We start from the raw sequence: 16,989 nt of genomic DNA, 5'->3' as shown, positions 1-16,989 counted from the left end.
AGGGGGGAGATCGGCAGCGTCGCCATCCGAGCCTTTCCACAAATCAAACGAAAATTCCGCTTGACCTCAACTTAAGTTGAGATTGTAGGCCGTTCTTGGAGCCCCGGAAACAACATGATCCAAGAACGGAACAATCGAAATGAGCAAGACAAATCAGAATGTTGATGGTGGCAGCGTGTTCAGGGTGGACAAGTTCGTCGTCCCGGCCGCCGCCCGCGAGGAGATACTCGCCAAGGTCAGGACAACGCATGAATTGCTGCGCCTGCAACAGGGCTTCGTGCAGGATTTCCTGCTCGAGCAATTCTCGGGTCCGGGCGAGTTCAACCTCGTAACCATCGTCGAATGGGAAAGCCAGGCGGCCGTCGACAATGTCGTGCCGATCGTCAAGGCGGCGCATGAGCGCATCGCCTTCAACCCGCAGGAGACGATCGCCCGGCTCGGCGTGCGCGCCGACATCGCCAACTATCAGCGGGTTCCGGGGCTGTAGTAAGGCTCCTTACGGCCAACCGACGCCGGGTGCCGGCGCTTCGATGCTGAGCACCTGGCCGGTGCGGGCGTCGCCGATCATGTGTTCGAACCCACGCCATTCGGCGGCGAGAATGAACAGCGTTTTCCTGTCGCTGCCGCCCAGCATGCAGGCAAAGCAGCCGCGATCGACAGTGATCGTCTGCAACACCTCACCGCCTTCGCGCACCCGCACGCAGTGCTTGTTGGGCACATCCGCATACCAGATCGCCCCCTCGGCATCGAGGCAAATGCCGTCGGGATAGCCGTCGAGATCGGCCCAGACCCGTCGGTTGGCGAGGCTGCCGTCGGCGGCGATGTCGAAGGCTGTCAGCCGGTTGGCATGGGATTCCGCGACGATCAGCGTCTTGTTGTCCAGCGTCACCGCCATGCCGTTGGCAAAGGCGATATTTTCCGCCGCTTGCCGGACCGCATCGTCCGGCGTGATCAACACGATCGTGCCGGGGCCGAAATGCTCGCCCGGCGCCGGCGCCGGTCCGCTGCCATTGACATAGATGTTGCCGCGCCCGTCGACGACGATCTCGTTCCAAGGGCTTTTCGACAGGCTGCGCAGATCGGCATGGGTGACAAGCCCACCATCGGCTGCCTGCCGCAGCAGCAAGCCTTCACGGCCTGACACGACGAGCAGGCGGCCATCCGGCAGCCAGTCGATGGAGTAGGGCAGGACAGCCGGCACGGTGAGCGTGACCTCGCGGTTGCCGTCGGCATCGACGGCGATGATCTCGCCCGTACCCCAGTTGGCGAGCCACAGGCGTCCGTCATGCCAGCGCGGTGATTCCCCGAAGGCGAGGCCTTCCGTGACGAGACGCGCTGGAGTGGCTGATGGTTTCTGCATGTGTGGAACTCCTGGTTGTGCGTTGCCATGCCGGAAGGGCTGTTGCGGACGCTGTCTCACCAAGGACGTGCGAGGGGGCCTGGTTCCGACACCGGCATTGCAGCGCGGCCAGAACAGCACCCATGGCGGCCATCGTGCGCGTTGTGGGTCGGCGAGACACTGAATTCCGCCGGCAATGACGCCGACAGGCAAGCGCATCGCCACTCTTGCCGGTTGCGCCCAATACAGCCTTGCCGATTGTTGCGTTGCGGCGAGGGGGGCTTTCGGCTATTGAGGCCGCAATTGAAACGGAGCCTGTTTACAGCAGATGAGCCTTGTCGATACGGTCAAGAACGCGTTCGTACCGATCCATCGCGAAGGCTATCCCTTTATCGCGGCCTTTGGCGCGGCGACGCTTTTCCTCGGCTATTTCTCCTCGATCCTGTTCTGGATCGGTCTCATCCTGACGGCCTGGTGCGTCTATTTCTTCCGTGATCCCGAGCGCGTCACGCCGGTCGACGACCGCCTCGTGGTCAGCCCCGCCGACGGCATTATTTCGGCGGTCGGGCCCGCCGTGCCGCCGCGCGAGCTTGGCCTCGGCAATGTCGAGATGACCCGCATCTCGGTGTTCATGAACGTCTTTTCCTGCCACGTAAACCGCGCCCCGGTGCGCGGCCGCATCGCCAGGATCGAGCATCGGCCCGGCAAATTCCTCAATGCCGAACTTGATAAAGCCAGCACCGAGAACGAGCGCAACGGCCTGGTCATCGAGAGCCCCAACGGCACGGTCGCCGCTGTGCAGATCGCCGGCCTGGTGGCGCGGCGCATCGTTTGCTGGGCCGAGGCTGGTGGCTCGATCGCCATTGGCGAGCGTTTCGGCCTGATCCGCTTCGGTTCGCGTGTCGATGTGTTCCTGCCTCTGGCCGCCACGCCGCGTGTTGCCGTTGGCCAGACGGCCGTCGGCGGCGAAACCGTGCTGGCTGAATTCGGCGGTGTCGCCGGCACCCCCCTCGTGCGGATTTCCTGACGGTGGGCACGCAATACAAAAAGTTCGAAGCCCATGCCAGCGGCGGCCCGCGCATCCGCGAGATCCCGATGCGCATGGTGCTGCCCAACCTCGTCACCGTGCTTGCCATCTGCGCCGGCCTGTCAGGCATCCGCTTCGGCTTCGAAGGCCGCTTCGAGCCGGCGGTGGTGATGGTGCTGCTTGCCGCCTTCCTCGACGGCATTGACGGCCGCCTGGCGCGGATGCTGAAGGCGACCTCCAAATTCGGCGCCCAGATGGATTCGCTGGCTGACATCGTCAATTTCGGCGTGGCCCCGGCTCTGGTGCTCTATGCCTTCCTTCTCGACCGCGCCGGCTCGCCGGGCTGGATCGCAGCACTCCTGTTTGCGATCGCCTGTGGGCTGCGCCTCGCCCGTTTCAACGTGCTCGATGACGAGAAGGCCGATCGCCCCCTGTGGCAGTCCGAATATTTCGTCGGTGTGCCGGCGCCTGCGGGCGCCGTGCTGGTGATGTTGCCGCTCTATCTCTATTTCCTGCGCACCGGGCTGGAGCCCAGTCGTCCAGCGGCCTTCGTCGCCACCGGCTTCACCATCCTGGTCGCCTTCCTGCTGGTCAGCCGGCTGCCGGTCTATTCCGGTAAAAGTCTGAGGATCCCGGGCGACAGGGTGTTGCCGATCATCCTTGCTGTCGTGCTCTACGTGCTCCTGCTGATGACCTATCCCTGGTACACGTTGACCGCGTCGGTCGCCGGCTACCTGATCTTCCTGCCGTTCAGCGTGCGCGCCTACTCCAAGCGCGCCAAGCGCGAGGGCGAGAAGGTGCCGCCTTCGGATATAGGGTAGGGGTTTATCTCCCCCCTTGAGGGGGAGATGGCCGGCAGGCCAGAGGGGGTCGCAGCGCGTGAAGCGCTAACCTCCGACTGTCGCAAGAGGGCGCACCCGGTCGAACCGACCCCCTCTGTCGCCTTCGGCGACATCTCCCCCTCAAGGGGGGAGATTACGCCGCGACGCCGAGCCCCAGCCTGTCGATCGCCAGTTTCCTCGTCGACACATAGTCGGTCTTGCCGGACCCCAGCACTGGGATTTCCTCAACCTTGACGATGTCGTTCGGCACCATCAGTTCGGCCGCACCCGCCTGTTTGCCGAATTTGCGCAACTCGTCGGGATTGGCGTCGTCGGCGGTGGTGACCAGCACGATGCGCTCGCCACGCCGCTTGTCCGGCACGGCCACTGCGGCATGGCGCTCTTCCGGCCACAGCGACTGCACCAGCATCTCGACCGCACCCAGCGAGACCATCTCGCCGGCGATCTTGGCGAACCGCTTGGCGCGGCCGCGAATGGTGATGAAGCCCTCGCGGTCGACGGCAACGATGTCGCCGGTATCGTGCCAGCCGGTCAGCGGCTGCAACTCACCGGGGCGATCAGCGGTCATATAGCCCATCATCAGGTTCGGTCCGTCGAGCCACAATTGGCCGGCATCGCTGATGCCTTCGATCGGTTCCAGCTTCATGCGCATGGCCGGCAGCAGCCGCCCGACAGTGCCGTCGCGGCCATGGATCGCGGTGTTGACGGCAACCACCGGTGCTGCCTCGGTCAGCCCGAAACCTTCGATGATCTCGGCCTGGAAGCGCTCGCCATAGACGCGGCGGGTTTCCGGCTTCACCGCCTCGGCGCCGGCGACGACGAAGCGTAGGCTTGAAAAATCGCCGTCCTTGGCGGTGCGCGCATAGTTGGCGAGGAACGTGTCGGTGCCGAACATGATGGTCGGTTTCACCTTGCGCGCCACCTCGGGGATGATCTTGTAGTGCAGCGGTGAGGGATAGAGGAACAGTTTTACCCCGGTGACCAGCGGCAGGATGGTGCCGCCCGTCAGTCCGAACGAATGGAACACCGGCAGCACGTTGAGCAGGATGTCGGCCGGCGAGATGGTGATGCGCGCCTCGGCCTGCATGGCATTGGCGTAGAGGTTCCTGTGCGACAGCACGACCGCTTTCGGCGTGCCTTCCGAGCCCGAGGTGAACAGGATCACCGCCGGCTTGGCCGCATCCTGCCACTGCAGCGGCGAGCGCCACAGCAAGGCGGCGGCAAGCTTGTCGAGCGCGGAGACGCCTTCCCGCACATCCTCCAGCCACAGCAGCTTTGCACCGCCCGTTTCGACCGCCGCGACGATGTCGGCGAGGTCGGCCTTCTCGACGAAGGCACGGGAGGAGATGACCGTGCGGATCACCGCCGTGCGCACCGCCGCTGTGACGCTCGCCGGCCCGGCCGTGTAGTTGATCATCGCCGCCACCCGGCCGGCCGACAGAAGGCCGGTGAGCGACAGCACGACGCCATTGGCGTTGGGCAGCATCAGCCCGACAGCTTCGCCCGGCGCCGTCACCGCCTCGAAGCGGCGGCCCAGGACGCGGGCGCCAATGAACATCTTGCGGTAGCTCAGCGCGCCCGAGATGACGTCCTCGATGATCGGATGCGAGGCGCCGACGCGGTCGGCGGCATCGCGCATGGCCAGGAACAGGCCACGATCGAGGTCGGTGCCGAAAAGCCGGGCTTCGGCGACACGGTCGAACAGCGAATTGGTGTTCGAGGCCTGGTCGGGGTTGCGCGCCACCAGTTCGGCGATGGTCATCGGCTCCAGCACGCTGATCGACAGCTGCGGAAACCAATGCCGTGGTGCCTTGTCCGCCGGCGTTAACGACACCGGCAGGCTGCGAGCGCCGCCGACGAAGATCGGCACGATGCGGGCGTCGGCCTGCATGGCGATGCGGGTGACGGCACGAAACAGCCGAAACGTCTTGACGTCAGGCTCGACCGCATCCGGCAGATAGACGGCGAGCCGGCCCTTGCCTTTCAGCACGCGCACCAGCCGACGGCTGACGAAGAGGTGTTCGGCATTGAAGGCGATGGTGCGTCCGAGCTCTCGCCATGGTTCGAGCCAAGGCGAGCGCGCCGAGACCTCATCGAGAATGTGAAGTGTGTCGTCCGGCAGCAGCGACAGCATCAGCGCCGGCTCGAAGCGCGATTGATGCGAGACGACGTATATGACAGGGGCCTGCGCCTTGCGGGCGATCTTGATGCGGCTATCTTCGATCCGGTACGCGAGCTTGAACGGCACATAGAGCAGCGCCTGGGTGAAGCGCAGGCCAAGGCGGAATTTTTCCACCACGCCGATCAGCAGCCAGGCCAGAACAAGACCCGCAAGCAGCGCCAGTGTCAGGACCATGCCGCGTCTCTCCCAACGATTTTATCATCTCGGCTCTTTTGCGGCCGCTTCGAGGGCAGAGCCTAGACGATGTGGGGGCAAGGTCAATGCGGATGAGTACGCCTCTTGCCTTCCCCCTTGTGTGGGGGAGAAGGGAGTCGGCGCTGCTCACGCCGCCTTCAACCGTCCGCTGATGAAACGGAACTCCTGCGTCTTGCCGCCATAGCCGTAAGCGGCGGCCGGCACTTCATGCACGAAGGCGTAGCTTTCCTCGTGCACGCCGCCCAGCAAACGGCCGAAGGCTGCGAAGATCGCCTTCAGATAGGCCTCCAGCTCCAGCTTGGTGTTGGTGCCGTCGACCACCTTGATATCCAGCCAGAACGTATTGGTGCCATGCTCGGCCAGCGACTTGCCGCCGGCGAACCAGTGCTGCGGATCGATATACGATGCGGCAACGGCTGTGATCGTCGGATCCTTGCGCAACTGCGTCGCGGTGATTTCAGTGACCTCCTTTGCGATGCGAGCGGAAAGCGCCGCGTCAGGCTTGCCGGTGACGCTGACGGTGATGATGGGCATTTTTCTTCTCCTTGGCTTGGGCGGCGTCCGATCGCCGTTGGAAGGACCATGCCATCATCCTTTAATCAAAAAAATCGAATTGTTTTCAACTGAAGATTCGATATCGTCGAATTATGGAAACGCTCGATCCCGATCTGCTCAGGACCTTCCTCGCTTTCGTCGATAGCGGCTCGCTGGCCCAGGCGGCTGCAAGCGTCGGCCGTTCGCCCTCGGCGGTGACCGCCCAGATGCAGCGGCTGGAGGAAATCGTCGGCGAGCCGCTGCTGGCGCCGCAAGGGCGGGGGCGGGGCCTCACGCCGGCGGGTGAGGACCTCGTCGGCCATGCCAGGCGCATCCTTGCCGCCCATCGCGAGGCCTGGCTGGCAATGAAGGGCGCGCGCGCTGCCGGACGCGTCGCCATCGGCACGACGCAGGATTTTGCCGACAGCGGCCTGCCGGACCTGCTGCGTGCCTTCGCCGCCAGTCATCTGCGCGTCCGGATCGAACTGCGGGTCGGCCGCTCCGCCGAACTGGTGCAGGCGCTGCAGGCTGGCAGCCTCGATCTGGCGATCGTCATGCGCCAGGCTGCGGCGTCGGACGAAGTCGGGGTGCTGCGCGAACCGATGATATGGCTGTGTTCGCAAAAGGGGCTGGCTTCGCGGCAGGAGGAACTGCCGCTGGCGCTGCTCGATCCGTATTGCGGTTTTCGCGAAGCAGCGCTTGCCGCACTCGATGCCGCCGGCCGCCGCTACCGCATCGCTGCCGGCAGCGCCAGTCTGGCCGGCTTGCGCACGGCGGTGAACGCCGGTGTCGCGCTGACGCTGCGGACGGCCCGCTTTGCCCATTCCGGCATTGTCGAGGCGCCGCGCGAGCTTGGCCTGCCGCAGGTTCCGATGGCTGAGTTCGCCATCCGGCTGCGTGCCGGTGCCGATGGTTCGGCAGCCGATCTGGCGGCCCTGCTCAGCGGCAACCTTGCCTTGTCGGCCGGCTGAATGCCCAAAGAAAAAGCCGACCTTGCGGTCGGCTTGGAAGTAGGACGGGCCGAGGGGTTTGGGGGGACTTGGGGATGGCCCGTCGCACCAACAATGCCTGACCCCGATGATGGTTCCGTGACTGTGTCACTTTTTTAAGAAATATTTGACGCCATGCGGTGCGAGCGGGCCATCAGCCAATCCCGCCCCGCATGGGCAAACACCGCGCACAACACGATGGCGCCGCCGATCATGCTGGCGACTGGTGCAATCTCGCCCAGGAACAGGAAGGCAAACAGGATCGCGAATGGCACTTCGGCCGAGCCGAGCAGCCCGGATTCCGCCGGTGGGATGAGCCGCGCGCCCTCCGTCCAAAGGATCGAGGAGAGTGCGAAGGACGCGCCGAAAGTGGCGAGCAGAACGGCATCCCTTGGCGAAACCGCCAGCGGATCGGTGACGAACCAACCGAGCACGAACAACAGGAAGGCCGACACCGCTCCGGCCCACACCACGGGCGTGTCGCGGAAGGCGCGCACCATGATCATGTAGAGGCCGCTGCCGATGGTCATCAGCAGTGCCAGTCCGTCGCCGAACAGATTGCCGGTGCCGAAGCTGGACCAGACCATGATCGCCACGCCGCACAGCGACACGGCGGCCGCGACCATTGTCTGCAATCGGAAAGGTTCACGCGTCAGAACCCAGGCCAGCAGTGCCGTGACGAAGGGCGCGGTGGCGTAGATGACAGTGACATTGGCGACGAAGGTGAACTTGAACGCGGAGATGAAGGCGATGCTGGCCAGCGCGCCTTCCACCGCCAGCAGCCAACCGCGCCAGCCAAGCCGCAGCGTTTCGCGCTTGCCGGAACGGTGACGCCGCCACAGCACATACAGGCTGATCAGGATCGCGCCGACAAAGCCACGCCAGCAGATGATGGTCAGTGGGTCGGCATGGATCGACTTTGTCAGAACGCCGGTAAGGCCGAACACAGCGGCCGAGGATGACACCAGGATGATGCCGAGCGTACGCTCTGCGGCGGTGTCGGCGGTGGCTGCAATGTCAGTCATGCCGCCAGCCTACGCCGTTCAGTCCTGACATCGTAGTGTCAGCAATGATGGTGATCCACATCATAGCCGTTTGCGGAAATGCTCGGTGCCGACGATCAACAGTCCGGCGGCGACGATCAGGGCAGCACCCAGGAACACTTCGCGGCGCGGCACGTCGCCCCAGATCGCAAAGCCGAGCGCGAACGCCCACAACAGCGAGGTGTATTCCAGCGGCGCGAGGACCGAGGCCGGCGTGCGTTTCATGCCTTCGAACAGAAGATACTGCGCCAAGCCGCCGAGTGCACCAACGCTGGCAAGGAGCAGCAACTGGGGCCCGTCGGGTGTCTGCCACCACAACAATGCCGGCACCGCCGAAAACAGCAGAAAATAGAAATTGTTGAGGAGAAGCTGGATCATCGAGCGCTCGGCAAGGGCGGTCCTGCGCAAGAGCACGATGGCGATGCCCCACAAAAAGGCGGCCACCAGCACCAGCAGCACCGGCACGGACAGGCCGAGATGGGTCGGATCGCAAGCGACGAACACGCCGGCAAAGCCGATCAGCACCGCCAGCCAGCGCAGCATCGGCACCTTTTCGCCGAGCATCACCACAGAAAGCACGGTGACGATGATTGGCGCCGCATAATAGACGGTGGTCAGTTCGGCGAGCTGCAGGCTGCGTGCGGCGTTGTAGTAGCAGAGCCAGGCGGCAAGCGTGAAGGCGCTGCGCACCAGCATCGGCCGCACGATCGGCGAGCGCACCGTGTCGGCAAACAGCTGTCGCCCGCCGATCGCCGCGCAGGCGCCCAGAATGGTGATGCTGCGGAAGAACATGATCTGCCAGACGCTCATGCCAACGACCAGCAGCTTGATCGAAGCATCCTGCGTCGAAAACAGGAAATAGGCCGCACCGGTCAGCAGGATGCCGGCAAGAACCCGCTCGCGTGTTTCGAGAATGGCGATATCGGCCATAAGGCGCGTGACCAAAATTGCCGGAGCGGCAGAAATGCTGTGAGGAGCGACACGAGGGACCTGGGAATTCAGCTCCCTCGGCACCAAGCTATACGGGCGAAAGTCGGTACAGCGCTACGCCAGCCCCGTGCTTATGTTGGGGCAGGGGTTCCATGGCGAGCCGCACTGTCGCAAGCTTACTGCGTCGCCTGGTAAAGCTCCGAAGCGGCCTCTTTCAGGGCGCGCCGGCCATCGGATCGGAAATACATCATGTGCCCGCCCTCGACGACATCGAGACGGATAGGCTTGGCGTTGGCGAGCGACGGGATCTGGTTCACCAGATAGCGCGAGGCTAGGTAAGGCGTGACCAGGTCGGTGTAGCCGTTGACGATCACGACGCCGAGCGAAGGGTTCAGCGAGCGTGCTCGCTGCAGATCGTCCATCACCCCGGCATAGCCTTGCCGTGACGCGCTGGTCCCGTAGTCCCAATTGTGGCTGATTTCGCCATTGAGCAGCCGATAGCTGACATCGGTGCGGAAATTCAGTTCGTCGCGGACGTAGCCGACGAAAGCCGACGTCAACGCCGGCACGCTGCGGTCGAGCACCGGATCCGGGCCAGCGATGCGGGCGCTCTCGGGCGCGATGTCGGCCGTGCCGATCATGGCGTCATATGGGCTGAGCACTTTGCCACTGGCACGGGCGAACTCCCTTGCGAACAGGCCGGTCGGGATGCGGGCGGAGTTCCGCTGCACGAGGTCGAGCGGCAGGCCGGTGATGTCAGCCACGCGTTGGCTCGCCAGTCGCTTGCCTTGCTCCAGTCCGCTGGTGAGCGCCGTAAGGTAATCGCCCAGCGCATAATGTTCGACTTCGGCGAGCTTCTCCCGCAACGCATCGCCGCTGACGCCTTCGGCGCGTAGGCGCACCGCCGCCAGTGATGGCAGTTCGAGCGCCCAATGCAGCGGCTCGAATTCGTCAGGCTGCACCAGCGTGAACTCCAGCGCCGGCGAGATCAGCACGATGCCGTTCGGACTGATGCCGATATCTTCCTGCAATGTCCTGGCGAGCAGCGCCGCGCGGAACCCGCCATAGCTTTCGCCGGCGAGGAACAGCGGCGATCCGGTGCGGCCGTTCTGTGCGAGATAGAGCCGGATGAAGGCGCCTATTGAACTGGCATCCTGATTGACGCCCCAGAAGTCGTGCGTGTCCTGGCCCGGTGCCTCGCGGCTATATCCGGTTCCGACCGGATCGACGAAGACGAGATCGGTCATGTCGAGCCAACTGTCGGGATTGTCGATGAGCCTTTGCGGTGAGGGCAGGAATTCGCCGTCGGCCCCCGTCGCGATTATACGCGGACCGAGCGCGCCGATATGCAGATAGGCGGACGCTGCTCCAGGGCCGCCGTTGAACACGAAGGTGATCGGCCGCAGCGGGTCTTTGGCCGCGCTTGCCGGTGGCTCCAGCGTGTAGGCGACATAGAAGATCTCCGCCGTGACGTCGCCCTTGCCGGAAAGCAGCGACAGGGTGGCGGCCTTTGCCTGATAATCCAGCTTGCGCCCGGCGAGGGTGATCGAATGGTTGGTGGTCTGCGGCGGCGGCAGCAGGGACAGCACGCCGCCCGAGGGTGCCGGCCGCTCCGCCGTTTCAGCCAGGACGGGCTGCGCCAGGGAGGCAAGTATCGGCAGGATGAGGAAGATCAGTTTCAGCTTGACCGGCATGATGGCTCCGCGAGAACGAACTCCGCATAGGTATGGCCGAGATGATCGAAGTCAAAGGAAATGGCTATTTTGAACTTGCAACGGCTTGCGCTAGTGTGAGCCGGAATGCAGTCGAACGTTTCTCTCGATCAGTTTGGGCGCTGGAGCGGCGGTGTCGCTGCTGCGGCCGTGGCAGCGACGCCCGAAGAATTGTCGGCTCGCTTCACGGCGGCGGCGAGCGGGCTGCTTGGCTCAGACCGCGTCTATGTCGGCTTCTACCACCGCGATATCACGTCGCTGACCATAGACGATGCCGGCCCCGATCGCTGGAACCGCGACTACGACGCCCGCATCTATCGCCAGGATCCCTTCTTCCAGAGGTTCGCCAGCACAAGGCAGGATTTCCTGTTGCCGCTATCGGCTCTCCGCAATGGCGACTTCCAGCGCACCCCCTATTATCGCGAATTCTACGGTCCCTCCGACAGCTTCGACGAGATAACCGGCGTGTTCAATCTCGACAGGCTGACCGCCGGCTATGTCACCTTCCTGCGGCGAAACGGGGCGCCGGCCTTTTGCGATCAGGATCTGGCGATGGCTTGCGCGGCAAGCAGCGCGACGAGGCTCATTCTGCAAAGATTGCTTCATCTGTGCCGCTCCCGGGACAAGGGCGTCGCGATCGATGACGCCCGCTCACGGCTGAGCAGGCGCGAGACTGAGATTGCACGGCACCTGGTCGATGGCGGCAACGCCAAGACCATTTCGCGAAGCCTCGCCATCTCACCCGGCACCGTGCGCAACCACATCAAGCAGATCTATCGCAAGCTCGGCGTGCACTCCCAGGTCGAGCTGCTGGCGACCATCCGCGACGTCGCTCAGGACTGACGGCTTCCGCGCCGGCTCTATCTTTTTGTTTTGACGCAATTCCCCAGGGAACGCGCTGCGCACTTTTCCTGGAATTGCTCTATTGTCCCGTCACGATGCGCGTCCACATGCGGTTTTGCGATCGCAACAGCTTTGGGTCGTTGTTGTCCACCACGAACAGCTTGGCCTTCACGGCATCGGGCGGAAAGACGCCGGGATCGCTGGCTATCGCCTTGTCCATCAGCGGCAAGGAGTCCGGTATCGCATTGGCGTAGGAAACATAGCTGGAATTGGCCGCGGCGATATCGGGCCGCAGATTGAAGTTGATCCAGGCCTGGGCGTTGTCGGGATGTGGCGCATCCTTCGGCACCGCCATCGTATCGAAGTTGATGAGCGTGCCCTCTTTCGGAATGGAATAGGCAATCTCCAGCTTCTTCACGGATTCCGCCGCGCGGGTCCTTGCCTGGAGTATGTCGCCCGACCAGCCCAGCACCACGCAGATGTCGCCGTTCGCGAGGTCGTTGATGTATTTCGACGAATGGAAATAGCGGATGTAAGGTCGCACCTTGCCCATCAGTTCCTCGACCTTGGCGAGGTCGTCGGGACTGGTCGATTTGGGGTTGATGTAAAGATAGTTCATCGCCATCGGGATGACTTCGGCCGGTGCATCGATCATGGCCACGCCGCAATCCGAGAGCTTCTTGACCATTTCGACGTCGAAGACCATGGCGAAGGAATCTGTCGGCGCGTCAGGCAGCCGCTGCCTGACCGCGGCGACGTTGTAGCCAATGCCGTCGGTGACGGCCATGTAGGGCACGGCATGCAGGTTCTGCGGGTCGGCACCGGCGATCAGTGCCAAGGCTTGCGGATCGATCTTCGAGTGGTTTGCAAGCTTCGATTTGTCGAGTTCCAGGAAAGCCCCCGCCTTCACCTGGTTCTTCAGGAACGGATAGGCCGAGGGGTAGACCACGTCATATCCAGAGCCGCCGGTCAGCAGCTTCGTTTCAAGCACCTCGTTGCCGTCATAGACATCGTAGCGAACCTTGATACCCGTCTCCTTCTCGAATTTCTCGGCCGTGTCCGGCGCGATGTAGTCGGACCAGTTGTAGACATTGACGATTTTTTCCTCGTCCGCCGAAGCGGCACTGGCGCAGATGCCGCAAGCAAGCCCGGCAAGCAGGGTTGAGAAGATCAGAGTGCGCATGAGTGTTCTCCTTTTCGCTGCCGGTTTTCGGCATGCGCCGTCCCTCAACGTCGTTGCGGGGCATAGACCGGCAAGGTGATGCAGGCGACATTGCCGCCGCCGAGCAGGATCTCGCGCGAGTTTTCGATGCCGATTATTCGGTGATCGGGAAACAGCGCGGCCAGCCTTTGCTTGGCCGTTACGTCGAGATCGCAGCCGAACTGCGGTACCACCACGACGCTGTTGCCCGGATAGTAGTTGATGTAGCTCGCCGCGATCCGGTTCCCGGCGGGTCGCGCCCAGGTCGAATCAAGCCGGTCCACGCTTTCGCTTTCTTCAAGCGTCATCTCGATCGGCAAGGGATGCGGCAACCGGTGGACCTCCAGGGCGCGGCCCTTCGCATCACGAGCCGAACGCAGCACCTCCTCGGCTTCCCGCACGATCTCATATTGCGGGTCCTCCCGATTGTCGGTCCAGCTCAGCACGACCACGCCGGGGCGCACGAAGCAGCAGACGTCGTCGATATGGCCGTCGGTCTCGTCGAAGGCAAAGCCGCGTGGCAGCCAGATGATGGTGTCAACACCGAGATAGTCGCCAAGCTGGCGTTCCACCTCGGCCTTGCCGAGATGGGCGTTGCGATTTCGGTTGAGCAGGCATTGCTCCGTCGTGACGAGGGTGCCCTGACCGTCGCACTGCAACCCGCCACCCTCGGCGATCAGCGGCGCGCGGTAGCGATCCATGTTCTCGATTTCGAGCACTTTTTGCGCCGCCAGCTCATCCAGGTCCCATGGCGAATACAGGCCGCCGTCAAAACCGCCATAGGCGTTGAAGATCCAATCGACGCCACGCACCTCGCCGTGATCGTTGACGACAAAATTGGGACCGCTGTCGCGCAGCCAGGAATCGTTGGTAGACATCTCAACGACGCGCACATGGCCAGGCAATCGCGCCCTGGCATTCTGCCACTGGCGAGCGGATGCCGCCACGGTCACCGGCTCGCTTTGCGCGACCGCCGCGGCGACATCGACGAACAGCTTCTGCGCGGGCTTGGCGCCGAGGCGCCAGGTGTCCGGTCGCTCCGGCCAGATCAGCCAGCAGCCTGATTTGGGTTCGAATTCGCCAGGCGCGCGAAACCCATCCTGTTTTGGCTTTGTCGAGAGGGTACGAGGCATTGCGGAATCACCGGAAAATGAAACGACGACATCTGTCCGGATCAGACGGTTTTGGGGCCTTGTCCGTCAATGTCCCATTTGGGATAGCGGTCTTTGTGAAGGGGCGACTGCCTGCATTGCGGTAGCGATCGACAGCATTGCCTTCCCGTGGTGATCGGCGCAAATCTCGATCGGACGGCGGATGCCGGCGGTGGAAACAGTCGATGAAAGGGACAGCGGATGGATGCGACCGAATTGAAGGCCATGCAGGCGCCGCTGAAGCAGGCCTATCGCGATGACGCTTCGCAGGCCCTGATCACGCTTCGCGCCAAGGGCTCGATCGACGACCAGTCGGTTGCCTGCAAGGTGGAGACGGGCAGGGCGCTCGCCATCGCCGGCCTGCATCCGGCAACAGGCGGCTCAGGCCTTGAGCTCTGCTCGGGCGACATGCTGCTGGAGGCCTTGGTGGCCTGCGCCGGGGTGACGCTGAAGGCGGTGGCGACGGCGCTCGACTTCAAGCTCGGCGCCGCCACGGTGGAGGCCGAAGGCGATCTTGATTTTCGCGGCACGCTCGGTGTTGCCAAGGATGCGCCGGTCGGCTTTCGCGCCATCCGGCTCAATTTCAACCTCGACACCGATGAGCCGCGGGAGCGGATAGACTCGCTGCTGAAGTTGACCGAGCGTTATTGCGTGGTGTTCCAGACCATCAACAGCAAGCCGGAGCTGACGGTTTCAGCGAAGCGCTGACGCTGCCGATCTCCCCCCTTGAGGGGGAGATGGCCGGCAGGCCAGAGGGGGTCGGTTCGACCGGATGCGGCCTCCTGCGGCAGATGAAGGCTGGCGTCCCGTCGTGCCGACCCCCTCTGTCGCCTTCGGCGACATCTCCCCCTCAAGTGGGGAGATTACCCTTGTTACTGTGCGGACGGTTCTTCGGCGTCGCCCTCGTCGGTGAAGGGCGAGGCGCTGGGCACGCATTGCACCGACCAGCCGGCCGGTGTCGGCTGCTTCTGATATTCGGTGATGGCGGCGGTGCACTGTTCGCGCTTGTCGAAGGTGCTGGGCAGCACGACCATGCCGCCCTGCGGGCCGGCGATTACCAGATACCAGACCAACGCTGCTGCGGTTGTAGCCATGGGGATTTCCTCGTTCTGCCAGTTGGGCGCTTGTTGTGGGAGTCGCTGTGATCCTACCAACTCCACGGAAATGACGAAAGCATGACCGCGGTGCAGCCTCCCACCGTCATATCACAGCCGCGTGATGTGACGGCGGGTTCCAGCTCCAATTTTTGAAGCCCAATCGGCTCAGTTGGTGGCAAAACAATAGAAAAGGCCGTCGCCACCGGTGCCCTTCAGCGCCTCCTGGCTGCAGCCGCCGCGCGAGGCATGCGAGGAATTCCAGGATTTGGCGGCAGCCGATTCGTCGAGGCCGGTGCGGTCATGATGGCCCATCATCGCGGCTCCCTCAGCCCCGCTCATCGTCCAGTCGCCGCAGGTCTGGTCGGCGATCTTGGTGCCATCGGGCTTGGAGCCGGTCAGCATGTCGTGGCGGTTTGGCGTGTCGCCGCGGCCGTTGACCACTTCGCCCTTCTCGTTCAGCGCCGTCTGCTTGGTGATGCCGTTGGCGTCACTGTGCAGGGAGGCGACGTCGTCGGCGATCTTGACGCCCTTGGCATTCATCCACGGCCCCTTGCCGATACGGTCGCGCGCATCGGTGTCGCTGGTCGACAGATAGGCGGCCCAATTCTTGCCGGTGACGCCGGCGGCTTCCGCCAGCGAGGCGCAATGCGCGTCGGCACCCTTGAGGCCGCCGAGATCGGCGCCCTTGCCGGAGCCGACGCTGGTGACGAAGAAGCTCATCGTTGCGTCTTGCGAATAGGCGGCGCCCGCGGCTGCGATCAGGGCGGCGGCGGTGGCGAGGAGCAGTCTGCGCATGGTGGTCCTCCGTTTCGACTGGTTACGTCAGAAGAAACGTTGCCGGAGGCCTATTTAATCCCTGCGCATGTCGCCCAAAAGTGTTGAGCGGTTTTGGGAAACCGACATGCGTCAAAAAAGACTCAAGTTTCATTCCGGCTGACGATAGGCGACGAAGCGGTTGTGCTTGGCCTGGAAGATCAGCCCGGTCTCTTTCAGCTCCGGGCTGGCCAGCGGCACGATGCGTTTGGCGATCTCCGAGGGGTGCGGCAGCGTCTCGGGATCTTCGCCCGGCACAGCCTGCGCCCGCATGGCGGTGCGGGTGGCGCCGGGGTCGGCGGCGTTGACGCGCAGCGGCAGGCTCTGCGTCTCATGCGCCCAGGAGCGCATCATGGTCTCCACTGCAGCCTTGGAGGCCGCGTAGGGCGCCCAGAAGGCGCGCGCCGAGTGCGCCGCATTGGAAGACAGGATGATCGCGCGGCCGGCATCGGAGAGCCGCAGCAGCGGGTCGACCGAGCGGATCAGCCGCCAGGTCGAGGTGACGTTGATGGTCATCACCTTCTCGAAGGTTTTTGCTTCGACATGGCCGATCGGCGAGATGACGCCGAGCACGCCGGCATTGGCGACGAGAATGTCGAGCTTGCCCCAGCGTTCGTGGATGGCGCCGCCCAGCCGGTCGATGCCGGCCATGTCGGCGAGGTCGAGCGGCACCAGTGTCGCCTGGCCGCCGGCCGCCTTGATCTGATCGTCAAGCTCTTCCAGGCCGCCGACAGTGCGCGCGACCGCGACGACATGCGCGCCGGCGGCAGCCAATTCCTTGGCGATGAAATAGCCGATGCCACGCGAAGCGCCGGTGACGACCGCAACGCGGCCGGTAAGGTCGAGGGGAGGGGTCACCGGGAAACTCCGAAGGCTAGCGTTCTAACTCGGACTTGGCTCCGACTCGTCAGCCTGAGTGATTGGCGAACGCGGAGACGAGAGCGCAATCTCCCCCCTTGCGGGGGAGATGTCCGGCAGGACAGAGGGGGGTGTGAAGGATCGCTAATTTCCGAAATAATCCGACCCCGAGAGAGAACCAGACTAGGCGCGTGCCTTTGATTGGCTGACAGGTTGGCGGGACAGCACCCCCC

General features: G+C 63.8%; 17 protein-coding genes. 6 read left to right on the top strand and 11 right to left on the bottom strand.

Translation table 11 applies throughout. The features are described 5' to 3' along the window. The first annotated feature begins 139 nt into the window (after nt 1-139). The gene (locus tag FCU66_RS36270; RefSeq protein WP_109662773.1) at nt 140-487 is read left to right on the top strand and encodes an antibiotic biosynthesis monooxygenase family protein; all 348 of its coding nucleotides are present in this window, start codon (nt 140-142) and stop codon (nt 485-487) included. Between the two features lie 9 nt (nt 488-496). On the opposite strand, the gene FCU66_RS36265 is transcribed toward FCU66_RS36270, so the two are convergent. Continuing rightward, a complete protein-coding gene (locus FCU66_RS36265; RefSeq protein ID WP_136625487.1) occupies nt 497-1,360 on the bottom strand; it encodes an SMP-30/gluconolactonase/LRE family protein in 864 nt (287 codons plus the stop codon). A 307-nt stretch (nt 1,361-1,667) separates the two neighbouring features. Here FCU66_RS36265 and FCU66_RS36260 point away from each other — a divergent pair, with 307 nt between their 5' ends. Together FCU66_RS36260 and FCU66_RS36255 are read left to right on the top strand one after the other, a co-directional pair. After that, the gene (locus FCU66_RS36260) at nt 1,668-2,366 is read left to right on the top strand and encodes a phosphatidylserine decarboxylase (protein WP_136622544.1); all 699 of its coding nucleotides are present in this window, start codon (nt 1,668-1,670) and stop codon (nt 2,364-2,366) included. A 2-nt stretch (nt 2,367-2,368) separates the two neighbouring features. Continuing rightward, complete coding sequence (locus tag FCU66_RS36255) at nt 2,369-3,187, top strand: CDP-alcohol phosphatidyltransferase family protein (protein ID WP_136622545.1); 819 nt, start codon at nt 2,369-2,371, stop codon at nt 3,185-3,187. Between the two features lie 154 nt (nt 3,188-3,341). Here the strand turns inward: FCU66_RS36255 and FCU66_RS36250 are convergent, their stop codons facing one another. Then, on the bottom strand, nt 3,342-5,564 hold the full coding sequence (locus tag FCU66_RS36250; RefSeq protein WP_136622546.1) for an AMP-binding protein: 2,223 nt from the start codon (nt 5,562-5,564) through the stop codon (nt 3,342-3,344). Nucleotides 5,565-5,711: 147 nt separating this feature from the next. Beyond that, nucleotides 5,712-6,119, bottom strand: a complete 408-nt coding sequence (locus FCU66_RS36245; protein ID WP_136622547.1) for a tautomerase family protein — start codon at nt 6,117-6,119, stop codon at nt 5,712-5,714. Nucleotides 6,120-6,232: 113 nt separating this feature from the next. On the opposite strand from FCU66_RS36245, the gene FCU66_RS36240 reads away from it, so the two are divergent. Continuing rightward, complete coding sequence (locus FCU66_RS36240; protein WP_136625486.1) at nt 6,233-7,090, top strand: LysR substrate-binding domain-containing protein; 858 nt, start codon at nt 6,233-6,235, stop codon at nt 7,088-7,090. A gap of 134 nt (nt 7,091-7,224) precedes the next feature. Here FCU66_RS36240 and FCU66_RS36235 read toward each other — a convergent pair whose 3' ends face one another. The 3 genes from FCU66_RS36235 to FCU66_RS36225 all read right to left on the bottom strand — a co-directional run bounded on the left by FCU66_RS36235 (nt 7,225) and on the right by FCU66_RS36225 (nt 10,775). Continuing rightward, nucleotides 7,225-8,133, bottom strand: coding sequence for a DMT family transporter (locus FCU66_RS36235; protein WP_136622508.1), 909 nt, complete (start codon nt 8,131-8,133; stop codon nt 7,225-7,227). A 60-nt stretch (nt 8,134-8,193) separates the two neighbouring features. Further along, nucleotides 8,194-9,081, bottom strand: a complete 888-nt coding sequence (locus tag FCU66_RS36230) for a DMT family transporter (RefSeq protein WP_136622509.1) — start codon at nt 9,079-9,081, stop codon at nt 8,194-8,196. Between the two features lie 176 nt (nt 9,082-9,257). Then, on the bottom strand, nt 9,258-10,775 hold the full coding sequence (locus FCU66_RS36225; RefSeq protein ID WP_136622510.1) for a S10 family peptidase: 1,518 nt from the start codon (nt 10,773-10,775) through the stop codon (nt 9,258-9,260). A gap of 105 nt (nt 10,776-10,880) precedes the next feature. On the opposite strand from FCU66_RS36225, the gene FCU66_RS36220 reads away from it, so the two are divergent. Next, nucleotides 10,881-11,636: a helix-turn-helix transcriptional regulator gene (locus FCU66_RS36220; RefSeq protein WP_136622511.1), complete on the top strand. Its 756-nt coding sequence runs from the start codon at nt 10,881-10,883 to the stop codon at nt 11,634-11,636. Nucleotides 11,637-11,715: 79 nt separating this feature from the next. On the opposite strand, the gene FCU66_RS36215 is transcribed toward FCU66_RS36220, so the two are convergent. Beyond that, on the bottom strand, nt 11,716-12,819 hold the full coding sequence (locus tag FCU66_RS36215; RefSeq protein ID WP_136622512.1) for a polyamine ABC transporter substrate-binding protein: 1,104 nt from the start codon (nt 12,817-12,819) through the stop codon (nt 11,716-11,718). A 44-nt stretch (nt 12,820-12,863) separates the two neighbouring features. Further along, nucleotides 12,864-13,970, bottom strand: a complete 1,107-nt coding sequence (gene aguA, locus FCU66_RS36210) for an agmatine deiminase (protein WP_136622513.1) — start codon at nt 13,968-13,970, stop codon at nt 12,864-12,866. A 219-nt stretch (nt 13,971-14,189) separates the two neighbouring features. Here aguA and FCU66_RS36205 point away from each other — a divergent pair, with 219 nt between their 5' ends. Then, nucleotides 14,190-14,696: an OsmC family protein gene (locus tag FCU66_RS36205; RefSeq protein WP_136622514.1), complete on the top strand. Its 507-nt coding sequence runs from the start codon at nt 14,190-14,192 to the stop codon at nt 14,694-14,696. Nucleotides 14,697-14,860: 164 nt separating this feature from the next. Here the strand turns inward: FCU66_RS36205 and FCU66_RS36200 are convergent, their stop codons facing one another. The 3 genes from FCU66_RS36200 to FCU66_RS36190 all read right to left on the bottom strand — a co-directional run bounded on the left by FCU66_RS36200 (nt 14,861) and on the right by FCU66_RS36190 (nt 16,756). Further along, nucleotides 14,861-15,082, bottom strand: coding sequence for a hypothetical protein (locus FCU66_RS36200; RefSeq protein WP_013532531.1), 222 nt, complete (start codon nt 15,080-15,082; stop codon nt 14,861-14,863). A 168-nt stretch (nt 15,083-15,250) separates the two neighbouring features. After that, complete coding sequence (locus tag FCU66_RS36195) at nt 15,251-15,880, bottom strand: hypothetical protein (RefSeq protein WP_136622515.1); 630 nt, start codon at nt 15,878-15,880, stop codon at nt 15,251-15,253. Nucleotides 15,881-16,009: 129 nt separating this feature from the next. Beyond that, nucleotides 16,010-16,756, bottom strand: a complete 747-nt coding sequence (locus FCU66_RS36190; protein ID WP_136622516.1) for an SDR family NAD(P)-dependent oxidoreductase — start codon at nt 16,754-16,756, stop codon at nt 16,010-16,012. Nucleotides 16,757-16,989 lie beyond the last annotated feature (233 nt).

The sequence above is a fragment of the Mesorhizobium norvegicum genome, from assembly GCF_004919685.1.
GTDB lineage: Bacteria > Pseudomonadota > Alphaproteobacteria > Rhizobiales > Rhizobiaceae > Mesorhizobium > Mesorhizobium norvegicum.
This window is presented reverse-complemented; position numbering and strand designations above follow the sequence as displayed.

Bases quoted from the DNA above. Each gene is read 5' to 3' on its own strand.
- FCU66_RS36270 (WP_109662773.1), top strand. From the start codon at position 140: ATGAGCAAGACAAATCAGAATGTTGATGGTGGCAGCGTGTTCAGGGTG.
- FCU66_RS36265 (WP_136625487.1), bottom strand. From the start codon at position 1,360: ATGCAGAAACCATCAGCCACTCCAGCGCGTCTCGTCACGGAAGGCCTC.
- FCU66_RS36260 (WP_136622544.1), top strand. From the start codon at position 1,668: ATGAGCCTTGTCGATACGGTCAAGAACGCGTTCGTACCGATCCATCGC.
- FCU66_RS36250 (WP_136622546.1), bottom strand. From the start codon at position 5,564: ATGGTCCTGACACTGGCGCTGCTTGCGGGTCTTGTTCTGGCCTGGCTG.
- FCU66_RS36245 (WP_136622547.1), bottom strand. From the start codon at position 6,119: ATGCCCATCATCACCGTCAGCGTCACCGGCAAGCCTGACGCGGCGCTT.
- FCU66_RS36240 (WP_136625486.1), top strand. From the start codon at position 6,233: ATGGAAACGCTCGATCCCGATCTGCTCAGGACCTTCCTCGCTTTCGTC.
- FCU66_RS36235 (WP_136622508.1), bottom strand. From the start codon at position 8,133: ATGACTGACATTGCAGCCACCGCCGACACCGCCGCAGAGCGTACGCTC.
- FCU66_RS36230 (WP_136622509.1), bottom strand. From the start codon at position 9,081: ATGGCCGATATCGCCATTCTCGAAACACGCGAGCGGGTTCTTGCCGGC.
- FCU66_RS36225 (WP_136622510.1), bottom strand. From the start codon at position 10,775: ATGCCGGTCAAGCTGAAACTGATCTTCCTCATCCTGCCGATACTTGCC.
- FCU66_RS36220 (WP_136622511.1), top strand. From the start codon at position 10,881: ATGCAGTCGAACGTTTCTCTCGATCAGTTTGGGCGCTGGAGCGGCGGT.
- FCU66_RS36215 (WP_136622512.1), bottom strand. From the start codon at position 12,819: ATGCGCACTCTGATCTTCTCAACCCTGCTTGCCGGGCTTGCTTGCGGC.
- aguA (WP_136622513.1), bottom strand. From the start codon at position 13,970: ATGCCTCGTACCCTCTCGACAAAGCCAAAACAGGATGGGTTTCGCGCG.
- FCU66_RS36205 (WP_136622514.1), top strand. From the start codon at position 14,190: ATGGATGCGACCGAATTGAAGGCCATGCAGGCGCCGCTGAAGCAGGCC.
- FCU66_RS36200 (WP_013532531.1), bottom strand. From the start codon at position 15,082: ATGGCTACAACCGCAGCAGCGTTGGTCTGGTATCTGGTAATCGCCGGC.
- FCU66_RS36195 (WP_136622515.1), bottom strand. From the start codon at position 15,880: ATGCGCAGACTGCTCCTCGCCACCGCCGCCGCCCTGATCGCAGCCGCG.